17 protein-coding genes are annotated in these 23076 nt (G+C 70.0%); 9 read left to right on the top strand and 8 right to left on the bottom strand.

Features of this window, described 5'->3' with window-relative positions; genetic code table 11:
- The first annotated feature begins 79 nt into the window (after positions 1 to 79).
- Positions 80 to 787 carry a general stress protein gene (locus AB4070_RS05120; RefSeq protein ID WP_441979177.1) on the top strand — a complete coding sequence of 236 codons (708 nt, stop codon included), beginning with the start codon at positions 80 to 82 and terminating at the stop codon, positions 785 to 787.
- Between the two features lie 25 nt (positions 788 to 812).
- A complete protein-coding gene (locus AB4070_RS05115) occupies positions 813 to 1475 on the top strand; it encodes an alpha/beta hydrolase family protein (protein WP_441979176.1) in 663 nt (220 codons plus the stop codon).
- Positions 1476 to 1481: 6 nt separating this feature from the next.
- On the opposite strand, the gene AB4070_RS05110 is transcribed toward AB4070_RS05115, so the two are convergent.
- Genes AB4070_RS05110 through AB4070_RS05100 form a run of 3 tightly spaced genes read right to left on the bottom strand, consistent with a single transcriptional unit; the run spans position 1482 to position 4880 of the window.
- Positions 1482 to 2390, bottom strand: a complete 909-nt coding sequence (locus tag AB4070_RS05110; protein WP_441979175.1) for a phosphotransferase — start codon at positions 2388 to 2390, stop codon at positions 1482 to 1484.
- Positions 2391 to 2399: 9 nt separating this feature from the next.
- Positions 2400 to 3821, bottom strand: coding sequence for an aminopeptidase P family protein (locus AB4070_RS05105; RefSeq protein WP_441979174.1), 1422 nt, complete (start codon positions 3819 to 3821; stop codon positions 2400 to 2402).
- Between the two features lie 36 nt (positions 3822 to 3857).
- Entirely contained in the window at positions 3858 to 4880 is a 1023-nt protein-coding gene (locus AB4070_RS05100) for an endonuclease/exonuclease/phosphatase family protein (protein ID WP_441979173.1), read from the bottom strand.
- Between the two features lie 109 nt (positions 4881 to 4989).
- On the opposite strand from AB4070_RS05100, the gene AB4070_RS05095 reads away from it, so the two are divergent.
- Both AB4070_RS05095 and AB4070_RS05090 read left to right on the top strand, forming a co-directional pair.
- Entirely contained in the window at positions 4990 to 5862 is an 873-nt protein-coding gene (locus tag AB4070_RS05095; protein WP_441979172.1) for a PHP domain-containing protein, read from the top strand.
- 63 nt (positions 5863 to 5925) lie between these two features.
- Positions 5926 to 6840 (top strand): DUF817 domain-containing protein, encoded by a 915-nt coding sequence (locus tag AB4070_RS05090; protein WP_441979171.1) that lies wholly within the window; start codon positions 5926 to 5928, stop codon positions 6838 to 6840.
- A gap of 77 nt (positions 6841 to 6917) precedes the next feature.
- Here the strand turns inward: AB4070_RS05090 and AB4070_RS05085 are convergent, their stop codons facing one another.
- Positions 6918 to 8438, bottom strand: a complete 1521-nt coding sequence (locus tag AB4070_RS05085; RefSeq protein ID WP_441979170.1) for a DEAD/DEAH box helicase — start codon at positions 8436 to 8438, stop codon at positions 6918 to 6920.
- Between the two features lie 195 nt (positions 8439 to 8633).
- On the opposite strand from AB4070_RS05085, the gene AB4070_RS05080 reads away from it, so the two are divergent.
- On the top strand, positions 8634 to 9347 hold the full coding sequence (locus AB4070_RS05080) for a ferritin-like fold-containing protein (protein WP_058631835.1): 714 nt from the start codon (positions 8634 to 8636) through the stop codon (positions 9345 to 9347).
- 30 nt (positions 9348 to 9377) lie between these two features.
- Here AB4070_RS05080 and AB4070_RS05075 read toward each other — a convergent pair whose 3' ends face one another.
- Positions 9378 to 9665: a hypothetical protein gene (locus tag AB4070_RS05075; protein ID WP_441979169.1), complete on the bottom strand. Its 288-nt coding sequence runs from the start codon at positions 9663 to 9665 to the stop codon at positions 9378 to 9380.
- Between the two features lie 7 nt (positions 9666 to 9672).
- Positions 9673 to 9897 carry a DUF3107 domain-containing protein gene (locus AB4070_RS05070; protein ID WP_045263100.1) on the bottom strand — a complete coding sequence of 75 codons (225 nt, stop codon included), beginning with the start codon at positions 9895 to 9897 and terminating at the stop codon, positions 9673 to 9675.
- A gap of 171 nt (positions 9898 to 10068) precedes the next feature.
- Here AB4070_RS05070 and AB4070_RS05065 point away from each other — a divergent pair, with 171 nt between their 5' ends.
- Both AB4070_RS05065 and AB4070_RS05060 read left to right on the top strand, forming a co-directional pair.
- On the top strand, positions 10069 to 13302 hold the full coding sequence (locus AB4070_RS05065; RefSeq protein WP_441979168.1) for an ATP-dependent helicase: 3234 nt from the start codon (positions 10069 to 10071) through the stop codon (positions 13300 to 13302).
- Positions 13299 to 16823 (top strand): UvrD-helicase domain-containing protein, encoded by a 3525-nt coding sequence (locus AB4070_RS05060; RefSeq protein ID WP_441980543.1) that lies wholly within the window; start codon positions 13299 to 13301, stop codon positions 16821 to 16823. Before AB4070_RS05065 ends, AB4070_RS05060 begins: the two co-directional genes overlap by 4 nt.
- On the opposite strand, the gene AB4070_RS05055 is transcribed toward AB4070_RS05060, so the two are convergent.
- The gene (locus AB4070_RS05055; RefSeq protein ID WP_441979167.1) at positions 16769 to 18163 is read right to left on the bottom strand and encodes a hypothetical protein; all 1395 of its coding nucleotides are present in this window, start codon (positions 18161 to 18163) and stop codon (positions 16769 to 16771) included. The two genes, AB4070_RS05060 and AB4070_RS05055, sit on opposite strands and share 55 nt — an antisense overlap.
- 64 nt (positions 18164 to 18227) lie before the next feature.
- Here AB4070_RS05055 and nudC point away from each other — a divergent pair, with 64 nt between their 5' ends.
- Complete coding sequence (nudC, locus tag AB4070_RS05050) at positions 18228 to 19109, top strand: NAD(+) diphosphatase (RefSeq protein WP_441979166.1); 882 nt, start codon at positions 18228 to 18230, stop codon at positions 19107 to 19109.
- The gene (locus AB4070_RS05045) at positions 19106 to 20827 is read left to right on the top strand and encodes an ATP-dependent helicase (RefSeq protein ID WP_441979165.1); all 1722 of its coding nucleotides are present in this window, start codon (positions 19106 to 19108) and stop codon (positions 20825 to 20827) included. Before nudC ends, AB4070_RS05045 begins: the two co-directional genes overlap by 4 nt.
- A gap of 835 nt (positions 20828 to 21662) precedes the next feature.
- Here AB4070_RS05045 and AB4070_RS05040 read toward each other — a convergent pair.
- The gene (locus tag AB4070_RS05040) at positions 21663 to 23069 is read right to left on the bottom strand and encodes a zinc-dependent metalloprotease (protein ID WP_441979164.1); all 1407 of its coding nucleotides are present in this window, start codon (positions 23067 to 23069) and stop codon (positions 21663 to 21665) included.
- Positions 23070 to 23076: the final 7 nt, after the last annotated feature.

The raw sequence follows: 23076 nt of genomic DNA, 5'->3' as shown, positions 1-23076 counted from the left end.
AGAGTAGTCGGCGGCTCAGGTCTCGGGCGGGATGGCCGCGCCTCGGGCCGTCCATCGGCGCGCGTGGAAGAATAGCCGGATGAGCATGCTGAACCGGCCCGCGAGCGGCACAGACACCGGCGAGATCGTCGCGTCGATGCGCGACTACGAGAGCGCGCAGAAGACGGTCTCGAAGCTGATCGCGGGGGAGGTGCCGGCGCGCGACATCGCCATCGTCGGACAGAGTGTGCGCACGGTCGAGCGCGTGACCGGGAAGCTCGGCTATGCTGCCGCAGCGCGCTCCGGCGCGATCAACGGCGTGCTGATCGGTCTCTTCCTCGCGGCGATCCTCGTGCTGGGCAACCCCGAGGTGCCGATCCAGCTCTTCCTGGGCTTCGTCCTCATCGGCGTCGCGGTCGGAATGCTCCTCAGCCTCATCACGTATGCGATCGTGCGTCGTCGCCGCGACTTCGCCAGTGTCACGCAGTTCGCCGCCGATCACTATGAGGTCACGGTGCTCTCGTCCTCGCTGGGCAAGGCCCGTCAGGTGCTCGGGGCCAACAAGGTCGCACCGGTGCGTCCCCCCGTCAACCTCGATGAACCGCCCCGCTACGGCGAGCGGATCACCCCTGGGGCGACGTCGCCGGAAGCCGCTCCGGCCCCCGAGCCCGCCCCGGCGCCCGAGGAACCCGTCATACCTCCGCGTCCGGCCGATCCGGTGGCGGAGCCGGTGGAGCCGGAGCGCACTCCCGATCCCGCTCCCGATCCCCGCCCGGACTCCGACGGAGTCCAGGGCGAGCGGGCATGACGTCGGTGCCGGTCCCTGCCGCCTGATGGTCGAGATCCAGCTCGAGCTGCCGACCGGGCCCGCCACGGTGTCCGCCGACTGGGTACCCGGCGACAACGGCGCGACGGTGATCGTCGCGCACGGCGCGGGCACGGGCAAGGACCATCCGTTCTTGACGGGCTACGTCGACGCGCTGAGCGAGAGCGGGTTCTCGACTCTGCGCTTCAACTTCCCCTACGTCGAGCAGGGGCGACGCATGCCCGGTCCGGCCCCGCATGCGATCGCCACCTGGAACGCCGTCGTGGCCTTCGCCCGCTCGGCCGACCCCGCGGCGACCGTCTGGGCGACGGGAAAGTCGTACGGCGGGCGGATGGCGTCGATGGCGGTCGCCGAAGGTCTGCGTGTCGACGGACTCGCCTACCTCGGCTACCCGCTTCATCCGCCGGGGCGGCCCGAGAAGCCGCGCATCGAGCACTTGCCGGACATCACGGTGCCGCAGCTCTTCGTCGAGGGCACCAACGATCCGTTCATCCAGCCCATCTCGCAGTTCGAAGAGGCGATCGCGAGCTGTCGAGACGCGCGCGTCGTCTGGGTCGATGGCGGCGGGCACACCTTCGAGGTGAAAGGGCGGAAGCGCCCAGCGGAGCAGATCGGAGCGTCACTCGCGCCGATCGTCGCAGAGTTCGTCCTCGCTCGCGGATCCGGCTGAGAGCGGTCAGTCGATGAGCGCGGAGAGACCTGCATCGGCCAGCAGGCGTCGCATCGTCGACATGCCCAGTGCGCTCATGGTCGGGTTCGAGGCCTCGTAGTACCAGCCGAGTCCGAGCGCCTGTTGGAGCGCCCATGCCGCGCCGCGCTGCCATTCGACGTCCTCCGCGCCGACGTCTTCACGGAGGACGCGCCGTGTCGGTGCCTCGAACAGGTGCCAGGCAACGACGAGGTCGAGGGCAGGATCGGCGGGTCCGAAGCTTCCGCCGTCGAGCACGCCGGCCAGCCGCGTCTCACCCGCACGCTCGGCGACCAGGAGATTGAACGGGGTGAGGTCCGTGTGGCTCATCACATCCGCGACCGGGGACGGGAGCTCCCGCAGTGCGGCCCAGAGCTTCTCGGCGCGTGTCGCATCGAACAGGTGCGCGCTTCTGGCGAGGCAGTGCGCGACCCACTCGTCGTGATCGCCGAGGCGTCCGCCGCGACCGTTGCCGTCGAAGGTGCGTCCGCCGAGGTCGACGGCGCGCAGTGCCCGGATCAGCGAGGCCAGGTCGCGCGCCAACGCCTGGGCGGCGGCGGAGCGCGCAGGGTCCGCCGTCTCGCCCTCGACCCAGGCCTGCATCGCCCAGGCCGAGGGGAACTCCGGCGACGGTGAGGCGATTCCGTACGGTCGCGGCGCGGGGTAGGGACTGGCGGTGGCGAACTCATCGAGCGCGGCGGCTTCGCGCGCGAGCTCGGTCTCCGTGGCCCCGAGCAGGGGAAAACGCGCGACGTGTTCCCCGCCCACGCGGAAGATCCTGTTCACGGTCCCCGTGAGAGGCACGTGTCGCACCGGCCCTCCGCGCAGTTCGGGGAATCGACGGGCGATCAGGCGTGCCGCCGCCGCCGCGTCGAGCGCGATTTCCCCGTCATGCATCCGCTGGGGTCAGCTCTGCAGGCGTGCGATCCACGCTTCGACCTCGTCGGCCGTGCGCGGGATGCCGGCCGAGAGGTTCACCGGGCCCTCCTCGGTCATCACGATGTCGTCCTCGATGCGCACGCCGATGCCGCGGAGTTCGGCGGGCACGGTGAGATCGTCGATCTGGAAGTACAGCCCCGGCTCGATCGTGAACACCATGCCCGGTGCGAGGATGCCGTCGTAGTACATCTCGCGGCGGGCCTGCGCGCAATCGTGCACGTCGATGCCGAGGTGGTGCGAGGTGCCGTGCACCATGTAGCGCCGGTGCTGACCGCCCTTGTCGGCGTCCAGAGCCTCTTCCGCGGTGACGGGGAGCAGACCCCACTCGGCCGTGCGCTCGGCGATGACCTTCATCGCGGCACCGTGCACATCGCGGAAGCGTACACCGACCTTGGCAGCGGCGAATGCGGCATCCGCTGCTTCGCGGACCGTCTCGTAGACGCGGCGCTGCACCTCGGTGAACGTGCCGGAGACCGGGAGGGTGCGGGTGATGTCGGCGGTGTACAGGCTGTCCGCCTCGACGCCGGCATCCACCAGGATCAGATCACCGGGAACAACGGTGCCGTCGTTGCGGGTCCAGTGGAGATAGCAGGCGTGCGGCCCCGATGCGGCGATCGTGTCGTACCCCTCGCCGTTCCCGTCCTCGCGTGCGCGGCGGTGGAAGACACCCTCCACGACGCGTTCGCCGCGGGCGTGCGCCGTGGCGGCGGGAAGCTCACGGATGATGTCGTCGAAGCCGTTCGCCGTGATCTCGACCGCCCGGCGCATCTCGGCGATCTCGAACTCGTCCTTGATGAGACGCAGCTCGGAGACGAAACGGGTGAGAGCCTCGTCCTCGTCGAGAACGAGCTCGCCCTCGACCGCCTCGAGCTCGTCGAGGTGCGCCGTCGTGATCTGGAGGTCGGCGGCGACGCCGGCGAGGGAGGGGCGCGGACCGATCCAGAACTCGCCGACGGTCGCGTCGGCGTAGAACTCGGTCGTGGTGCGGTCGGCGCGCTCGCGGAAGAAGAGCGTGATGTCGTGACCGTTCTCGGTCGGGGCGAAGACGAGGACGGAGTCGGGCTCGGCATCGGAAGCCCACCCCGTCAGGTGCGCGAACGCGGAATGCGCCCGGAACACGTAATCGGTGTCGTTGCTGCGCTGCTTGAGCGACCCTGCAGGGATCACCAGACGCTTGCCGGGGAACGCGGCGGAGACGGCGGCGCGGCGGACGGCTGCATATGAGGCCTGTGCACGCGGGGCAGGGAGGGTCTCCGGGCGCTCGGCCCAGCCGGTGGAGATGGTGTCGAGGAAGCCCTGCGGGAACGGCTGCTTGCGGTTCGTCGTGCCGTTCTCGGCAGACGCTTCGACGGTGGGCTCTGCGATCGTGTCGCGCTCTCCTGTGCTCATCCCTCCAGTCTGTCACCTGGTGGGCGGGCGTGGGACTCAGCCGGCGGGCTCGAGCTGCACGACGAGGGCACGGTGGTCGCTTCCGCCGGCGTCGTCGAGCACGACGGAACCGCTCGGCGACCAGTTCTGCGACGCCATCACATGATCGATCGGCGCACCGGCGAGGGCGGGCAGCGAACTCGGCCACGTGCCCGTGAGCCCGTTCCCGGTGCGGGAGGCCACATCGCGGCAGTACCCGATGTCGCCGCCCTCCACCCCGAGCGGAGCCATGTGATCGAGGGTGGCGTTGAAGTCGCCGGCGAGGATGAAGTCACCCTGCGGGCACTGATCGGCGATCCACTGCAGGTCGCTCCGCCACTGCTGCATCTCCTCCATGCGCGGGGCCACCGCGTGCACCGCGACGATCGTCGGGCCGGTTCCATCCGTCGGCATGAGCACGACGCTGGGAACCGAGCCGGTGTTGCTCGTGCCGTCCTTGGCCGATTCGATCACGGAGTACTCGCCGAGATCCGGGGCGACGAGCACGGTGGTGTGCCAGGACTGCGGGCCGTCCTGCACATCCGGTCGGAACTGCACGTGATGCACCCACATCGGATGTCCCTGCTCGCGCAGCATGATGGCGATGCGCTCGCCGACGGCCTCGGTCGTCTCCGGGAGGGCGACGATGTCGGCTCCCTGATCGAGGATCCGCTGCGCGATCACCTCGGCGGAGACGGCCTCGCCCGCGGTGTTCCAGGTGAGCACACGCACACTGCCGTCGGTCTTCTCCGGGAGTGCGGACGATCCGAAGCCGCGGACGGCTCCGATGGCCGCGGTCGCACCCGCGCCCAGCAGCGCCACGATGAGGATCGAGGCGGCGAAACCCCTCAGCGGGCGGGCGAACAGCAGGAAGAGCGCCAGGACCGCGACGACGAGGAATCCGCCGAGCACGAGACCGCGCGCCGATACCAGCTGCGCGAACGGATAGGTCTGTTCCAGACGGAAGAACTGCGGCCACACCACGATCGCCGTAGCGATCGCGAGAAGCACGGTGAAGAGGATCCCCAGGAGACGAAACATCTCCTCCAGCCTAGGAGCGCCGCCTGGGAAGTCCCTGCCTCGACATCCGCGTCGAGCGGCCGCAGGCCTGAGCAGGCCGGAGGTCGCCGATGCTCGGTACGCTCGGAGGATGGCCACTTCGTCCCCCGGGTTCGCCGGTCCCGCCGACCTGCACCTGCACTCCAACCATTCCGATGGCACGGAGTCGCCGGCCCAGGTGGTCGCCCAGGCGCACGCGCACGGGGTGCGCACTCTGGCGCTGACCGATCACGACCGCACCACGGGGTGGAGCGAGGCCGGAGATGCGGCGGTCGCGCTCGGTATGACGTTCATCCCGGGGATGGAGCTCTCCGCGAAGCACGAGTGGCGCAGCGTGCACGTGCTCGGGTACCTCTTCGACCCGGAGGATGAGGCGCTGCGAGCGGAGACCGATCGCATCCGCGGCGATCGGATCGGCCGGGCAGAGCGCATCGTGCGCAACATCGGGCGGGACTACGACCTGCAGTGGGACGACGTGGTCGCGCAGACCACGCTGGACGCCACCGTGGGGCGCCCGCACATCGCCGACGCCCTCATCGCGCGCGGCATCGTGCGGGACCGGACGGAGGCCTTCGACGGCATCCTGCACCCTCGCGAGGGCTACTACGAGCCGCACTACGCGCCCGATCCGCTGACGGCCGTGCGTCTGATCACCGACGCCGGGGGAGTGGCGATCATCGCCCACCCTGTGACGGCGGGTCGCGACCGCATGATGCCCGTGCCGTTCATCGAGCGGCTCATCGCCGCGGGGCTCGGCGGATTCGAGGTCGAGCATCGGGAGAACACGGAGTCGGGCAAGCGGGTGCTGCGTGAGATCGCCGCGAAGCACGACCTCATCATCACCGGATCGAGCGACTATCACGGCACCGGCAAGCCGAACCGCCCTGGCGAGAACACGACCGCCGAGGAGATGGTGTCCAGGCTCATAGCACGAGGCACCGGCATCGCCCCGCGTTTTCCCTGACCCTCGGCGTTCTGTCGGCGACTTCCCTGCGGGCTGTCGAGCCGGACCGATACCGTCCGAGGCATGCAGCGAGCGACTTCCCTGGAGCGGCGCGTCGACGCGTGGGCTCACCGCCTCCTCCGTGACGCCCCGTCGAACGGTGTCCGCGCCGGCCTCATCGAGTTCTCGGTGTTCGTGGTCAAGCAGGCGTGGGCGTGCATCTTCGGTGGCGCGCTCCTGGTCCTCATCGTCGCCGCGCGCCTGTGGTATCCCGACGACGCGGCGCTGGCTCGCAACGACGCGCTGACGATCGCTGCGGTGCTGATCCAGATAGCGATGCTCGTCTTCCGCTTGGAGAGCGGCCGTGAGCTGTGGGTCATCGTCCTGTTCCACATCACCGGTACCGTGATGGAGCTGTTCAAGACCGATGTGGGTTCGTGGGCGTATGCCGCAGACGGGATCCTCCGTATCGGCGGGGTCCCGCTGTTCAGCGGTTTCATGTACGCGGCGGTCGGGTCGTACATGGTGCGTGTCTACCGCCTGTTCGATCTCGGCTTCACTCGGTATCCGCGACGCTGGATGACGGCGATCCTCGCCGGGGCGATCTACGTCAATTTCTTCACGCACCACTGGTGGTGGGATGCGCGGTGGGTGCTGCTCGTCGGAGTGGTGCTGCTGTGGCTGCCGACGGTGATGCACGCGCGCGTCTGGCGGCGTACGATCCGCCTTCCCTTACTGGCCGTGTTCGCGGGTGTGGCGGTGTTCATCTATCTCGCCGAGAACATCGGCACCTGGGCGGGCGCGTGGGCCTATCCGGATCAGGCCGGTGGATGGCAGCCGGTCTCGCTGAGCAAGCTGAGCTCGTGGTTCCTGCTCATGATCATCTCGGTCGTCCTGGTGGCGTGGGTGTATCCGCCTCAGGTTCCCGGAGCGCTGTTGCGTGCGACGGGTGGTGGCACCGTGGGGAGGGCGGAAGAGGGCGGCGAGGGACGAGACTGACGCTCGTCGCGCGTGCATGCGAGAGGGCGCATGGTTCGGGGGAGTTCCCGACCCATGCGCCCTCTCGGTGTGACGGCTCAGGCTCCCGCGACGGGAGCGGTCCCTGCTCCGGAACCCCCGCGGCGACGCCGGCGGCGGCGTGCGGGAGCCGGCTTGCCGTCGTGGTGCTCCTTGCCCGCGCCATCGTGGGTGCCTGCGCCCTCGGCTCCGCGATCGGACGACGGCGCGGTCTGTCCCTCGCCGTCGGACGACGACGTGGCGCCTTCGGTGAAGGTCGAGCCCACGGGTGTCGAGCTGTTGCGACGACGCCGACGACGGCGTGTTCCGCTCTCGTCTGTGCCCTCGGCTGCGGCATCGGTCGCCCGCTCGGGGCGGCGGCTGCGCTCGGTCTTGACGGACTCGGTCTTGGGCGCCGACACCAGGCGGCCCTTCGTGCCCTGGGGGATGTCGAGGTCCTCGTACAGGTGCGGGCTCGACGAGTAGGTCTCGATGGGCTCGGGCTGGCCGAACTCGAGGGCGCGGTTGATGAGGGCCCACTTGTGCAGGTCTTCCCAGTCGACGAAGGTGACCGCGATCCCGGTCTTGCCCGCGCGGCCGGTACGGCCGGCACGGTGCAGGTACGTCTTGTCCTCGTCCGGGATGGTGTGGTTGATCACGTGGGTGACGTCATCGACGTCGATGCCTCGAGCGGCGACATCGGTCGCGACGAGCACATCCTTCTTGCCCGCCTTGAAGGCGGCCATCGAACGCTCACGCTGGTCCTGGCCCATGTCTCCGTGCACGCCGCCGACGTTGAAGCCGCGATCGCTCAGCTCGTCGACGAGACGCTGCGCCGCACGCTTGGTGCGGGTGAAGATCACGGTCTTGCCGCGCCCCTCCGCCTGCAGGATGCGGGCGATGACCTCGTCCTTGTCCATGGAGTGCGCACGGTAGACGAGGTGCTTGATGTTGGCCTGCGTGAGGCCCTCATCGGGGTCGTTGGCGCGGATGTGGATCGGGTTCGACATGAAGCGACGCGCGAGGGCGACGATCGGACCGGGCATGGTCGCCGAGAACAGCTGCGTGTGGCGGACGGCCGGCACCTTCTGGAAGATCTTCTCGATGTCGGCGAGGAAGCCGAGGTCGAGCATCTTGTCGGCCTCGTCGAGCACGACCTCGGTCGCGTTCGAGAGGTCGAGCAGGCGCTGGCCGGCGAGGTCGATCAGTCGGCCGGGGGTGCCGACCACGATCTGCGCTCCCGCCTTCAGCTGGTCGATCTGTCCCTCGTAGGCCTTTCCGCCGTAGATGGCGACGACGCTGGTGGAGCGGTTGCTGGTGAGCAGGTCGATGTCCTCGTACACCTGCACCGCGAGCTCACGGGTCGGCACCACGATGAGCGCCTTGACGCCGTGCTCAGGGTCCTTGCCGAGACGCTGGACGACCGGGATGCCGAAGCCGAAGGTCTTGCCGGTTCCCGTCTTGGCCTGACCGATGATGTCCTGGCCGGGAAGGCCGAGGGGGATGGTCTGCTCCTGGATGGGGAACGCGTCCACGATGCCCTTGGCGGCGAGTGCGTCGACGATGTCCTGATCGATGCCGAGATCGGCGAAAGTTGTCACTTTGTTCAGATTGCCTGTCCGGCGACCCTGCGGGATCGCCACGTTCACGGATCCACGCCGTCTCTTGTGCCACAGGCGCGGGCCCCGCTCCGACGGCGGGGACACGCCCAGCCTACCCGAGGGGTGCCGCAGGCCGGGAAGAGGGCTTCCGCACGAGTATTGTGAACGTCGTGGTGGACTCGGGAGGACGACCTCGTGGTTAAGTGGTTCTGGCAGCGCGATGCGGCGCCGCGACGCACCCTCGCCTTGCGCGGCAGGGGAGAGCAGGGAGACGCGACGCGCATCGACTTCGCCGAGCTCGCCCCCGAGCTGAACCGCTTCCTCGGACAGGCCGCCTATCTCCAGCTGGGCTACTTCGAGACGCTGACGCGTCTCATCCGCGCCACGCCCGAGCTCTCCGAGAAGGAGTCGCTCTCTCGCGCAGCCGGAGCCGCGCTCACCAAGCACCGCGGGATCGTGGAGCTGATCGCGGAGCGGGGGGACGACCCGACGCAGCTGATGCTGCCGTTCCGCGAGAATCTCGATGCGTTCCGTCGGAAGACCATCGGCGCCCGGCCTCGCGAGACGCTGCTCGCCGTCTACATCACCGCAGGGATGCTGGACGACTTCTACCTCGCGCTCGCCTCCAGCTACGGGGAGACCGGGCACCGCGTGGCGCAGATCCTGCGCGAGGACGATGCCAGGCACGAGATCGTCGCCATCGTGCAGGAGACCATCGAGAGCGACGAGGAGTGGCGGTCGCTGCTGTCCATGTGGGCCCGCCGTCTCGTCGGCGACACCATCCTCGTCTGTCGCTCCGCGCTGCGGCCGGAGCGTCTCGACGTCGACGAGGAGCGGATCGAGCCGGTGTACACCGAGCTCATGGGCGCTCACGCACGGCGCATGGACGCCATGGGACTCGCGTCCTGACCCGACATCGGCGGTGTCGGATAGCGGCGGTCAGATCCCGAGCGCGACCCGCTTCTGGGCGTCGGCGCGCTTGCGCATCCCGGTGATCGCCACGGTCGCCAGTGCGGCGACGATGGGGGCTCCGAGGACGCTCGCGAGCCACAGCCAGATGCTGTCCTCGCCCACGCCCGCCCACTGCAGCGCGGTGTACAGGACCGCAGCCACCGCGGTCGCGATGGCGGGGGTCAGGGCGACACCGCGCAGCTCACGATCGCCGATCAGGAAATGCGCGGCGATCCCGAGAGCGCACGCGCCGATGAGTGCGAGGAGGATGTACATCGTCGGGTCAGGCGACGAAGCCGACGCGGCGGGATTCCTCGGTGCCCAGCTCGATGTACGCGAGGTTCGCGGTCGGGACGATGTAGGAGTTGCCCTTCACATCGGCGAAGCTCACGTGCGACGCGCTCTGCTCGAGGGCGGTGGCGACCTGGGTGCGCACCTCTTCGGCGCTTGCGCCGGTGTCGAAGCTCAGTTCACGGCCGGTGTTGATGATGCCGATGCGGATTTCCACGCGTGCTCCTTGAAGTTCGGGGACTGCGCCAACTCTACCCCGGGAGCACAGGCCGGGATCGGCGGTCGCGGCCGGTTTCGCCGTGAGCGCACAGGGGGAAGGCCCCATGGCTGCGGGCTGCGTCACGCGGGTGGGACGGTGATGTCCGCGCGTCCGGATAGCGTGGATGTCATGACACCGGATTCCGCTCAGCGTGCTGTGATCGCTGCAGAGTCGCACGCGTCCGGCGTCATCATCGGCGCACCGGGAACGGGGAAGACCCGCACCCTCATCGACCGCGTCGTCCACCTTCTCGATGCAGACGCCCTGCGCCCCGAAGAGGTGCTCGCCCTCACCCCGAACCGTCAGGCGGCGACGGCGCTGCGCGACCGGATCGGGGTCAGGATCGGGCAGGCCACGCCGGGTCCGCTCGCGAGATCGCTCGGCTCGTTCGCCTTCCAGCTCGTGCGGGGTGCGATGGTGAAGGAGGGGTCCGAGCCGCCGGCGCTGTTGACGGGCGCGGATCAGGACCGCATCATCGCCGAGCTGCTCGCCGGTGACGCGGAGGACATGCGCATCCCGTGGCCGGAGAGCCTGAGCGTAGCGGTGCGGGCGTCGAAGGGATTCCGCTCCGAGCTGCGCGCTTTCCTCGCCGAGTGCACCGAGCTCGGGGTGGATGCTGCGGAGCTTCGTGCATCGGGCAACGCCGTGTGGGCGGCGACGGCGGAGTTCCTCGTGGAGTACCGAGCCGTGCTCGACGCCCTCAGGTCCGCACATCGCGATGCCGCCGACCTGCTCAGCGAGGCGAGCGCCATCCTGCACACGGCCGATCCGGCGACTCTCGGCCCGCTGGCACCGCTGCGGGTGGTGCTCATCGATGACGCTCAGGAGCTCACCCGCGGCGGCATATCGGTCGTGAAGGCCCTGCGGAGTCGGGGGATCGCCGTGCTGGCGTTCGGCGATCCGGACATCTCTTCCGGCTCCTTCCGCGGAGCCAGCCCCGAGTTGTTCGCGCAGCTCGCCGGGGTGCTGGGGGATGTGCACGTGCTCGACGGCCCCCATCGTCAACGTCCGGCGCTCACGGCGCTCACCCGCACGGTGACGCAGGCGATCGGCGTGTCGGGGCGGGTCGACCACCGGCGGGCGCCTGTGCCGGCGACGGCCGATGACGTCGACGCCGGAGTCTCCACGTTCATCGCCCCGTCTCCCTACGAAGAACTCGATCGCATCGCCGGTGTCATGCGCGAATGGCACCTATCCGAAGGGATCCGGTGGGATCGGATGGCGGTCATCGCCCACGACACCCGGCAGGTGACCACGCTCGAGACCGAGCTCGCCGCCAGGGAGATCCCGACGCGCGCAGCCGGTGTGCAGCGCCCGCTCGGCAGCGAGGGGATCGTGCGCGACATCGTCGGAATCGTTCGTCTGGCGCTCACGCCCGTCGAAGAGCGCACCTCGACCGCGCTCGAGGAGGCGCTGCGCACCCCCTTCGGGGGGATGGACGCCATCGGGCTGCGGCGCCTGCGGGCGCGGCTCCGACACGTCGAGCTCGAGCAGGGCGGCTCCACCCCTGCGCGGGAGCTGCTGCGGCAGGCGATGGCGAACCCTGCCCACCTCACTCTCATCGACGCTCCGGAGTCGCGCACCGCGGAGAGATTCGCCGATACCATCCAGGCTCTCGCCAGCGGCGCGGATGCCGGCGAGACGATCCACGACCTGCTGTGGCGGGTGTGGGACCAGGCCCGAGCCGTCGACGGGCGTCGGCTGCAGGTCGCCTGGCGCGAGATCTCGCTGCTGCCGACGGGAGCGGAGACCGCGCGTTCGCTCGACGCGCTCGTGTCGCTCTTCGACGCGGCCAAGCGCTTCGTCGAGCGCACGCCCAACGAGAGTCCTGAGGTGTTCGTGCGGGATATCCTCGACAGCGAAGTTCCCGAGGACTCGCTGTCGACCCCCGATCGGCCGGGCAAGGTCACTCTGCTGACCCCTGCGACGGCGCTCGGCACCGAGTTCGATGCGGTCGTCGTCGCCGGCGTGCAGGACGGCATCTGGCCGAATGTGCGCCTTCGCGGTGGACTGCTGCAGACCTGGCGTCTACCAGACGCGATCCAGGCCGTCCGCACGGGGACGGCGATCGAGCCGCCGGGCGTCCTCGACCGGCGACGGGCTGCGCTCCACGACGAGTTGCGTCTGTTCGTCCGTGCCGTGTCACGTGCGCGCGATCGGCTCCTGATCACGGCGGTGGACGACGACGATCTCACTCCCAGCCCGTTCTTCGGCTTCCTGCCCGCTCCCGAGCCGCCTGAGCGGCATGCCTCGGCTGAGCATCCGCTCACCCTGCGAGGCCTGGTCGCACGGCACCGACGCGCTCTCACGACGACCTCCGCCGAACCCGTGCGACGCGTCGCCGCTGCGCAGCTCGCCGTCCTCGCCCGCGAGGGGGTCCCGGGTGCGGATCCCGCGGAGTGGTACGGGGTGACACCGGTCTCCACCGATGCGCCGCTGCGCGACCTCGCCGTCACGGGTGCGCGGGTCTCGCCCTCGAAGATGGAGTCCTACGAGGAATGCGGTCTCAACTGGGTCGTCTCGGCACTCGGCGGCGACACCGTGATGCCGCCGACGGCCGGAATAGGCACGATCGTGCACGAGGCGATGGAGCGGGTTCCCGACGGAGACCTGGAGCGGATGCGGGCGATCGTGGCCGAGCATTGGCCGGAGCTCGATTTCGAGACCGAGTGGATCGGACGCAAGGAGCGACGCCGTGCTGATCTGCTCGTCGACAGGCTCCACGCCTACCTGGGCGATGTCCGTCGGGAAGGCGGAAGGGTGATCGGCAGCGAGGTCGAGTTCCGCTTCGCCGTCGACGTGGCGGGGGCGAGTACCGAGGACGACGGCGAGGATGTCCCGCCGACCGTGCATGCGGTGGGGGAGGACAGGGCGAACCAGGCGATCATCCACGGCTACATCGACCGGGTCGAGGCCTACCCCGCCGGCGCGGGCGAGCATGCGGCGGCGCGAGGCCGCGGATGGCAGCCCATGTCGGGCGGTCCCGAGGGCCCGACGGTCGTCGTCGATCTGAAGACGGGTAAGAACGATCCGGAGTCCGACTCCGGTGTGCTCGAGCATGCGCAGCTCGCCGCATATCAGATCGCGGTGCAGCAGGGCCTGGTCGAGGGTGCGCCGCCGGCCTCACTCGCCGGGGCGCGGCTCGTGATCGTCTCGAAGACCCTTGCGAAGAGCGACTACCGCATCGCCCATCAGCACACGCTCGACGACGAGTCGCGCTCGGCCTTCCTGATGCGCGTGTCGGATGCGGCGCGTGGCATGTCGGCCTCGAGCTTCACGGCGCAGGTCGAATCGCACTGCGCCGGCACCCAGCGTCGGGTGCATCCGTGCCGTATCCACACGGTGCCGGCGGTGAGCTCGTGACGGGGGAGAACCGCGCGCGGTGGAGTGTCGGCGCCTCGATCTCCGCGACCGACATCGCCGCCGCGCTGGGCCAGCCTTCGCCGACCCCCGCCCAACAGCGTGTGATCGAGGCGCCCCCGGAGCCTGCGCTCGTGGTCGCGGGGGCCGGCAGCGGGAAGACCGAGACGATGTCGGGGCGCGTCGTGTGGCTCGTGGCCAACGGGCACGTGCGCCGCGACGAGATCCTCGGCCTCACCTTCACGCGCAAGGCTGCGGGTGAGCTCGCGGAGCGGATCGGCCATCGGCTCGCGGTCATCGACGAGTACGGTCGACGTGGACTCCTGCCGCATCTCCCGGCGATCGTGGCCGACGGATCACTGCGCAGGGTGGAGAAGGCAGCTCCCGGCCGTCAGCGCGAGGTGGTCCGTGCACACGTGCTCGACGAGCTCGCCGTCCAGCGCGGGACCGGATGGGATCCGGTGACCCCTCGGGCGGCGGAGGACCTGATGATCCGGCCTCGGGTCTCGACCTACAACGCCTTCGCCGACGGCATCGTCCGTGAGCACGCTGCACGCATCGGGCGAGACCCCGACGTGGCGATGCTCAGCCAGGCGGCGTCCTGGATGCTCGCTCGCGAGGTGGTGCTCCGCAGTGATCTCCCTGAGCTGGAGAACATCGACTTCGCGCTCGGCACGGTCATCGATGCGGTGCAGCGGCTCGCCGGAGACGCCCTCGACCACCGTGTGGACCTGGATCTCGCCGAGCGCATCGCCCGGGAGCAGGCGCTCGCCTTCGAGCCCTATCGGAGCAACGGCGACGTCGAGAAGGCCGCCGTGAACCTGCTCAGTCTTCCGACGCTGTCGAGCCTGGTACGCGACTACATCGCGGAGAAGCACCGTCGCGGCGTGCTCGACTTCGCCGATCAGGTCGGCGGCGCGTACGACATCGTCGAGTCGGCGCCCGACGTGCGCGCCGAGCTTCGCGAGCAGCATCGCGTGGTGCTGCTCGACGAGTATCAGGACACGTCGGTCATTCAGACCCGCTTCCTCGCGGAGCTCTTCCGTGACGCGGCGGTGATGGCCGTGGGCGACCCGCACCAGTCGATCTACGGTTGGCGAGGGGCGAGCGCCGACAACCTCTACGCGTTCTCCGGCACGTTCTCGAGCACGGGCGCGGCGCAGACCTACAGCCTCATGACCAGCTGGCGCAACGACCGCCGCATCCTCGGGATCGCGAACCGGGTGCTCGAGCCGCTCCAGCGCCCCGGGCTCGACGTGCCCCCGCTCGAACCCCGTCCTGGGGCGGGAGAGGGCACCGTGACCGTGGAGTACCCCTTCACGGTCGACGAGGAGGCAGCAGCCGTGGCGGAGTGGTTCTCCGAGCGCCGCGCGGCACACGATGCCCGCGACGCGGCAGCGGCACACGCGACGAAGCCGCACACCGGCGCGATCCTGTTCCGCTCGAAGCGGCACATGCAGACGTTCGCGGCTGCGCTCGCAGCCCGGGGTATCCCGCATCGGATCCTCGGTCTCGGCGGACTGCTGGCGACGCCGGAGGTCGTCGACGTCGTCTCGACGCTCCGCGTGGTGCACGACCCCACGGCGGGATCGGCGCTCATCCGACTCCTCACCGGGCCGCGATTCGGCGTGGGGGTGGCCGACATGGCGGCGCTCTACGACCTCGGGCGCACGCTCTCGGAGCGCGACCCCGCGATGGCTCCGCTGCCCGAAGAGATCCGGTCGCGGCTGCGCGGGTCGCGGGGTGCCGACGAGGCCGTGTCGATCATCGACGCCGTCGACGTGGTCAGGGCCGTGCGCGACGACTACAGACTGCTCGAGGCGATCACCCCGGACGGGCGGGCACGCGTGCGTGCCGCGGGAGAGATGCTGGAGCGTCTGCGTCGAGCGTCCTCGCAGCCGATCCCGGAGCTGATCCGCCTGATCGAGCTCGAACTGCGGCTGGACATCGAGTTGGCGGCGAACGAGACCAGAGGGCCTGCCCGGATCGCCGCGACGCAGCTGCGCGCGTTCTCCGACGAGGTCAGAGCCTTCCTCGCCGCCGACGACCGCGGGAGCATCGGCAGTCTGCTGGCCTGGCTCGACAAGGCGGAGAGCACGGACGAGCTCATGCCTCGGCCGGAGCCGCCGGAGCCCGGCGTCGTGCAGCTGCTGACGATCCACGGCTCGAAGGGCCTGGAGTGGGATGCCGTCGCAGTCGTCCGACTCGTGGTCGACGAGCTTCCGAGCCGTGTCTCCGACACCTCAGGGTGGTTCGGCTTCGGCGTCGTTCCCTTCGCTCTGCGCGGCGACCGAGATGCGCTTCCCCGCTTCGAGTGGGACCCGGTCGGGGCGATGGGCGACGAGACCGACCCCGTCAAGCGTCAGAAGCTCGCGCAGGTATCGCTCTCCGGCGGTGCGACCAAGGCGAATCCGCAGGGCGGCGCGATCAAGCGCTTCAAAGATGCGTACCGGGCGTATCAGCAGCAGGAAGAGCGACGTCTGGCATACGTCGCGGTCACCCGCGCGCGGACCGATCTGCTCTTGAGCGGCTCCCACTGGGCGGGGCAGAAGTCTCCCCGCACACCGAGTCCCTATCTGCTCGAAGCCATCGAGGCGCAGGGGTTCGAGGAGATCGATCCGGTCGATCCCGACGACAATCCGTACGAGGGCCCCGGCTCCACGCTCCGCTGGCCCCTCGACCCGCTGGGGGCTCGGCGGGGCGTCGTGTCCGCGGCGGCAGCGGCTGTCGAAGAGGCCACGCTCAGGGGAACAGCAGAGCCCTCGGTCGAACTCGCCCGTCTGCTCGCCGAGCGTGCGGCCAGACAGCGCGGCGCCGATGCGGAAGCGCCGACGCGTGTGCCGGCCTCGAGGTTCAAGGACTACGTCACCGACTTCTCCGGAACCCTGTCGTCGATCGTCAGACCCATGCCGGAGCGGCCCTACCGGCAGACACGCCTCGGCACGCTGTTCCACGCCTGGGTGGAGCAGCGGTCCGAGCTGGTGGGTGTCGGCAGCCGCGTGGATGAGGCTCTCTGGGAGCTCGATGAGGACGAGTCGCCGATCGAGGCCGAGCACCTGACGAGCGCGTCAGGGCAGGGGCGCGGGACGACGGCCGATGCCGCCGACCTCGCCGTGCTGCAGGCGACGTTCGAGCGCAGCGAGTGGGGCGGGTTGCAGCCCATCGCCGTCGAGATCGAGATCGACTTCGCGCTCGGCGCAGGCCTCTCCTCGGACGAGGCGGCGGGCGGCCACATCGTCATCTGCAAGCTCGACGCCGTGTACCGGCGGGCCGACCGCGGCGGCCGCGTCGAGATCGTCGATTGGAAGACCGGCAAGGCTCCGCGCACCGCCGCCGAGCGGGAGGAGCGCATGCTGCAGCTCGCGCTCTACCGTCTCGCGTACCACCGGCGATTCGACGTGCCGCTGGAGGAGATCGATGTCGCGCTGTACTACGTGGCCGACGACCTGATCATCCGCGGCGATCGGATCTACTCGGAGGAGGAGCTCTTCCAGCGCTGGAGTGCCGCTCGCGCGGCGCGCTGAGCTTCCTCGGAGTCATCCTCGTCGTACGCGGTGTCCGAGTGCGCCTGGGAAGTGCTCTGCCTGTCCCCGGCATCGGTGCGGTGGGTGCCGGCGAAGATGCTCCGAGCTTCGGAGAGATCCTCGGTCTCGCGGTCGAGCATCTCGGCGCGGGGGGAGTTGTCGTCCCAGCCCTGTCCCTGTCCCTGGCCCTCGTCCCGGCCGTCGATACCGGTGCCGAGCGGTTCGACGACATCGGTGGAATTCTCGTCGGTCGGGCCCCCCTCGGATTCAGCCGGAGCGTCGATCCACAGCTCCTCGGGGTTGTAGGCGTCGGTCTGCATCGACGTGTCGACCTCGGTCACGGCGTCTCGGGGCACGCGGTCGAGTGCGTCCATGGCGGAGTCGACCCCGGCGCTGCGGGCATCGATCACATTCAGGTCGTCGGTGCGCAGACCCTCGGCGAGGGCCTCGAGCAGCGCGGCCGCGTCGTCGACGATATCCGGTCGATGCATGGAGTCGCCGTGCACGAGCCACCGCGCGAACTCCAGTTCGGCGAGCAGACGAGCGCGAACTTCCAGGCCGGCGTCCGGTGCGCGGTCGAGTGCGCTGGCATACGCGGCGTGGACGTCGTCGGACGCCTCGGGTGCCGCGGAGAGCCAGGACAGATCGAGCGCCGGATCACCGATCGACAGCCCGTGCCAGCCGAGGAGCCCGATGACTTCGGGGCCGCGTTCCGGGTGGTCCTCGAACAGGAAGGACGTCGACTGCAATCCGCCGAGCACGACGGTGGATTCGAAGCGCCACAGGTCGTCGTCAGCGACGGCGTCGCGCCAACGCACGGTGAGACGCGCGGGAACCCGCCCCGTCGATGCGGCCGTGTCGATCAGACGATCCAGCTCGGCGCGGCTCTCCTCGGCTGTGCGTGTGGCCAGTCCCGCCCCACGGACCACCGACGTGGGCATGCTGTGCACCGCGGCGATCGATGACCCCATCGACGGGGCGGCACCGCGCCCCGCTGGCACGTGAGCCGCGTCGATCTGGAACCCGGGCAGCAGCTCGGTGACGAGCGCGCGTCCCTCGCCGAGTCGCGTCTCACCGATGTAGGCGGGCACCCGGAACGGCAGCATCGCTCGAGCGCCGTCGGTGAGAGCACGAAGCGCGATGGCTTCGGCGGCGAGCTCCCGCGCCGTCTCGTCGTCGTCGGCGACGCGGATCGCGAGCTCACGACCATCGGCCAGGGTGGCGATGGCCGAGTCGAACCGGCCCTCGCCGTCCGCGCTCAGACCACGGGCCCCCGTGACCTCCGCCCCGGGCAGTGCGGCGGTCACTGCCGCGGCTAGAGTGAAAGGAGAGCGTCCCATGCCCCCAGGGTAGGTCGGCTCAGGGGCGGTCCCGCCTCCGCCACGCCCGTGAAAGAGGGAGTCGATGACCATTCAGCGCCCGTCCCTCGACCGTGCGGCCGAACTCCGCGAGGAACCGGATGTGCTCGCCCGTCTCCGCGACGACCCTGCGACGCGCGTCGTCGTGGTCCGTGAAGGTCGTGTCAGAGTCGTCGACTCCGCGCTCGTGCGCGTCGCACCCGATGCCGTCGTGGAGGCGAGCTGGGCGCTTCTGGGGCGCGATCTCGACGGCACCCTGCTGCTCCTCGCGGCAGCCCCGCCGGAGAACGACGCGCTCGATACGGCGCCGGACGAGATCTGGCTGGGACTGCGCGACCTGGGTGGTCGCATCGACGGCCAGGAATCCGAGCTGCTCATCAGCGCGATCGCCCTTGCCGGCTGGCTTCAGGACGCGGCGTTCTGCCCCACGTGCGGCGGGGAGACCGAGCTCCGCCAGGCGGGCTGGTCCCGGCGCTGTCTGGTCTGCGGACGGCAGCACTTCCCCCGCACCGACCCCGCCGTGATCGTCGCCGTCGAGAGCAGGGACGGCGAGCGGCTGCTGCTGGGCGCCAACGCGAACTGGGGTGGGCGGATGTTCTCCTGCTTCGCGGGCTTCACGGAAGCGGGGGAGTCCCTCGAATCCACCGCCTACCGTGAGATCGAGGAAGAGTCGGGTGTGCGTCTGTCCGCCCTCCGATACGTCTCTTCGCAGCCCTGGCCGTTCCCGCGGTCGCTCATGGTCGGCTTCCGCGCCGTCGTCGACGACGAGACGACCGCGCGCGCCGACGGTGAGGAGATCATCGAGGTCCGCTGGTTCACACGTACCGAGATCGGATCCGCGCTCGCCGGAGACGGACCGGTCGGGCTTCCAGGGCCGGCATCGATCGCTCGCGCCCTGATCGTCGACTGGTACGAGGACAGGGCGTGAGCGCACTCGATGCCCTCGATGAGCGCCAGCGGGCGGCGGCATCCGTGCTGCGCGGTCCCGTCGTCGTGCTCGCCGGAGCCGGAACAGGCAAGACCAGGGTGATCACCCATCGCATCGCCCACGGTGTCGACACGGGGGCCTACTCGCCGTCGCGTGTCATGGCCGTGACCTTCACGGCGAAGGCAGCGGGGGAGCTCCGCGGTCGGTTGCGCGCGCTCGGCGTCGAGGGGGTCGCCGCTCGCACCTTCCACGCGACGGCACTCGCGCAGCTGAACTTCTTCTGGCCTACTCTGGCCGGCTCGCCTGCGCCGTCGATCATCGACAACAAGGTGCGGATGCTCGGGCAGGCTGCCGATGCGATCCGCCTCCGGCCCAGCACCGCGACGCTGCGAGACATCGCCTCGGAGATCGAGTGGCGCAAGGTCTCGATGCTCTCGATCGACCAGTACGCCGCGCTGGGTCGGCCGGTCTCAGGGATCGACGCGACGCAGCTGGTCGAGCTGATGCGCGGGTACGAGGCGCTCAAGGACGACCGCCGTCAGCTCGACTTCGAAGACGTGCTCCTGGCCTGCGCCGGCATGCTCGAGGCGGAGCCGCGCGTCGCCGCGTCCGTCCACGAGCAGTACCGTCACTTCACGGTCGATGAGTTCCAGGACGTGTCGCCGTTGCAGAACCGTCTGCTCGAGCTGTGGCTCGGGGACCGGCACGACATCTGCGTCGTCGGCGACGCCAGCCAGACCATCTACTCGTTCGCCGGGGCCGAGCAGCGGTTCCTCCTCGAGTTCGAGCGTCGTCACCCCGACGCCACGGTGGTGCGGCTGGAGACCAACTACCGCTCGCAGCCGCCGATCCTCACCGCGGCGAATGCGCTGATGCGGGGTCGTCCCGGCGCGCTCGAACTCGTGCCGGCGCGCGAGCAGTTCACTGCGGACGCGCCGACGATCACCGCGTACGACACGGAGGGAGAAGAAGCTGCGGGGATCGCCGCCGGCATCTCCGCCCGTATCGAAGCCGGCACCTCTCCCGACGAGATCGCGGTGCTCTATCGCGCTCATGCCCAATCCGCCGTGCTGCAGCAGGCGCTCGCCGCCGAAGGCATCGCGACCTCGGTGCTCGGGGGGACGAGGTTCTTCTCGATGCCGGAGGTCCGCCAGGCGATCCTCGCCCTTCGCGCTGCGGCCGTCGCCCCGACCGAGCAGGGGTTCCTCCCCGGAGTGGAGCGCGTGCTCCGCGAGCTCGGACTCACGGAGCAGCCACCCGCTGCCGGAGGAGCGCAACGGGACGGATGGGAGGCCCGGCGGGCGATTCTGCGGCTCGCGGAAGAAGCCGGCCCCGACTCGAACCTGCGCAGTTTCAGCGACGCCCTGATGGCGCGAGCGAAGGACCAGCACGAGCCGACGATGCGCACAGTCACCCTGTCGACTCTGCATGCAGCCAAGGGCCTGGAGTGGCCGCACGTCTATCTGGCCGGGTGGGCCGAGGGGTCGCTGCCCATCTCCTACGCGACAACGTTCGAGGCCGTCGACGAGGAGCGCCGCCTGGCGTACGTCGGTGTCACGCGCGCCGCGCGGACGCTGGCGCTGTCATGGTCGAGATCGGCGGGCCGGGGAGAGCGCGCACCGTCTCGGTTCCTCGCCGAGATGGGAACCACGGGCCGCGGCACCGGCATTCTTCGTGAAACGTCACCGAACGCCACGCGAGGGAGCCGTCAGCGCTGACCCGCACCATGCGCCCCATGGCCGCGGCGTCGTCGGCGAGGAGCACGGCCGCGAGTCGGCCGGCCTCGGCGACCTGCGCGGCCCTGATCGGACCGGGGTCTCGGCCGATCATCTGCGCGTGCAGAAGCGGCCAGGCCGGCTCGAGGTCTCGGGCATGGGCGTCGCGACATGCGAGGCAGGCCGACGAGCCGGGAACCACGAGCGGCCCGACGGTGACCCTTCCCGGTTCGAACGACACGGGCAGGTGCGCGGTGTCCTCGCGCAGAAAGCGGGCGAACTGCAGCGCGGCGGTCGCTCCGTTCACGAGCACGACACCGACACCGGGCCGCCGACCGATCTCGACCAGGGGGATTCCTTCGTCCGTCAGCACTTCCCGCATGCGGTACTCGCCACGTCCGTCTGAGAGCCCGATGCTCTCCACCCAGGCCGATCGGGCGGGGGCGCGGTCGTCGACCAGGAGCGGGTCGAGTCGAGCGAGGAGCATCCGTGCCGCCTCCCGGGGTGCGCCGGCCGCATGGGCGATCACGTCGAAGGAGCCGCGGCGGAAGCCGGAGCGCAGCCGACTGAGCAACCGCTCCACCCAGGCCTCCGCGGCATCGAAGCGCGGACCGTCGTCGTCGCCGAGCTGGAGCGTGCGCTCGTCCCGCCAGAGCAGCGGAGAGCCCGGGTCCAGGCGGGTGAGGAGCGGAGGAGTCAGCGGCATCTCTCCGATTGTGGAGAGGAACCGCACGGCGCGGGGCCGTCTGCGGGCATCGGTGGAGAACTCCGTCGTATCCGCCTGACAGGGGAGGACGGGTGCGGTCGCCGGGAGCGCCCTCGACCGCACCCATCGTGCTCAGACCGGTCTGTCGCCTTCCGGCGCTGCGTCGTCTCCGTCCGAATCCGCGGAGGTCCCGTCTGCGGGCTTGTCCTGCGAGAAGTCGTCGCCGTCGAGCAGCCGGGCCAGCGCTTCATCGAACTCGTCGGCGACCGGCTGCTCGCCGCGCTCGGCGGCCTGGAGACGAGCAACGAGCCCGCTCGGGTCGTCGATGTCCTCGGCGGTCGGCATGAGGTCCGGGTAGTCCCACAGGGAGTCGCGGCCGCTGAGGCCGACAGCGTCCGTCACCGCCTGCCACATCGCGGACGCCTCGCGCATCCGACGGGGGCGGAGCTTGAGCCCGACCAGCGCGCCGAGCGCGTCCTCAGCCGGTCCTCCCGCGGCGCGACGGCGTCGAGCGGCCTCCGCGATCCGGGCGCCGTCCGGCAGACGGGAGGTCGCCTCGGCGGTCACCACGTCCACCCATCCGTCGATCGTCGCGATGAGGTTCTCGAGACGGGTCAGGGCCTCGCGCTGCGCCTCGCTCTGCACGGGGAGCAGTGCGCCACCCTCGATGGCCGCACGCAGCTCTTCGGGATCGGAGGGGTCGAGGCGACTGGCGACGTCTTCCAGGGCATCGACGTCGACGGTGACTCCCCGTGCGAAGTCGGTGATCTGCGCCATCACGTGCAGGTGCAGCCACTTCGCGTGCCTGTAGAGCCGCGCGTACGCGAGCTCGCGGGTGGCGAGGTACAGCGCGATCTGGTCCTCCGGGATCTCGAGCCCCTCCCCGAAGGCCGTGAGGTTCTGCGGGATGATCGCCGCGGTCCCCGCCGGGAGCACGGGGATTCCCACGTCGCCGCCGGAGACGACCTCGAGTGAGAGGTTTCCCAGAACCTGCCCGAACTGCGCGGCGAACACCGAGCCGCCCAGGCCCCGCATGAGCTTCCCCGCTCCCTGCACGACGCCGCGCATGTCCTCGGGCACCTGCGTGTCCAACGCCGAGGTCAGGGCGTCGGCGATGCTCGTCGATACCGGGTCGGCGATCTCCTTCCACACCGGGAGCGTCTTCTCGACCCACTCGCCCCTGGTCATCGCCGTCGGGGCCTCGGAGAGCTCGGAGATCGTCGTCGCCTCGCCGAGCCACAGGTTCGCGAGCGCGAAGGAATCGGCGAGCGAGGTGCGGGAGCCGTCGGTCACTCCCTGCCCGTCGCGGTTGGCGATGAAAAGGGCCTGGCGCAGGGCGTTCTCCCATGGATCACCGCCGAAGGCGCCCTGGAGCTGCGACATGATGGTCTGCATCATCGCCGGGTCGAGGGTGAATCCATCCATCCCCTCGAACGCGCCTCGGAGCGCTTCGGGGTCGATGTCCCCGCCGCCCTGGTTCGAGAGCATCTTCCGCAGGAACTCCTGGAAGTCCTCGGGTGTCGGGTCGTTGTCTGCCATGTCACTC

This window comes from Microbacterium sp. 2RAF4 (assembly GCF_052115285.1).
GTDB lineage: Bacteria > Actinomycetota > Actinomycetes > Actinomycetales > Microbacteriaceae > Microbacterium > Microbacterium oxydans.
This window is presented reverse-complemented; position numbering and strand designations above follow the sequence as displayed.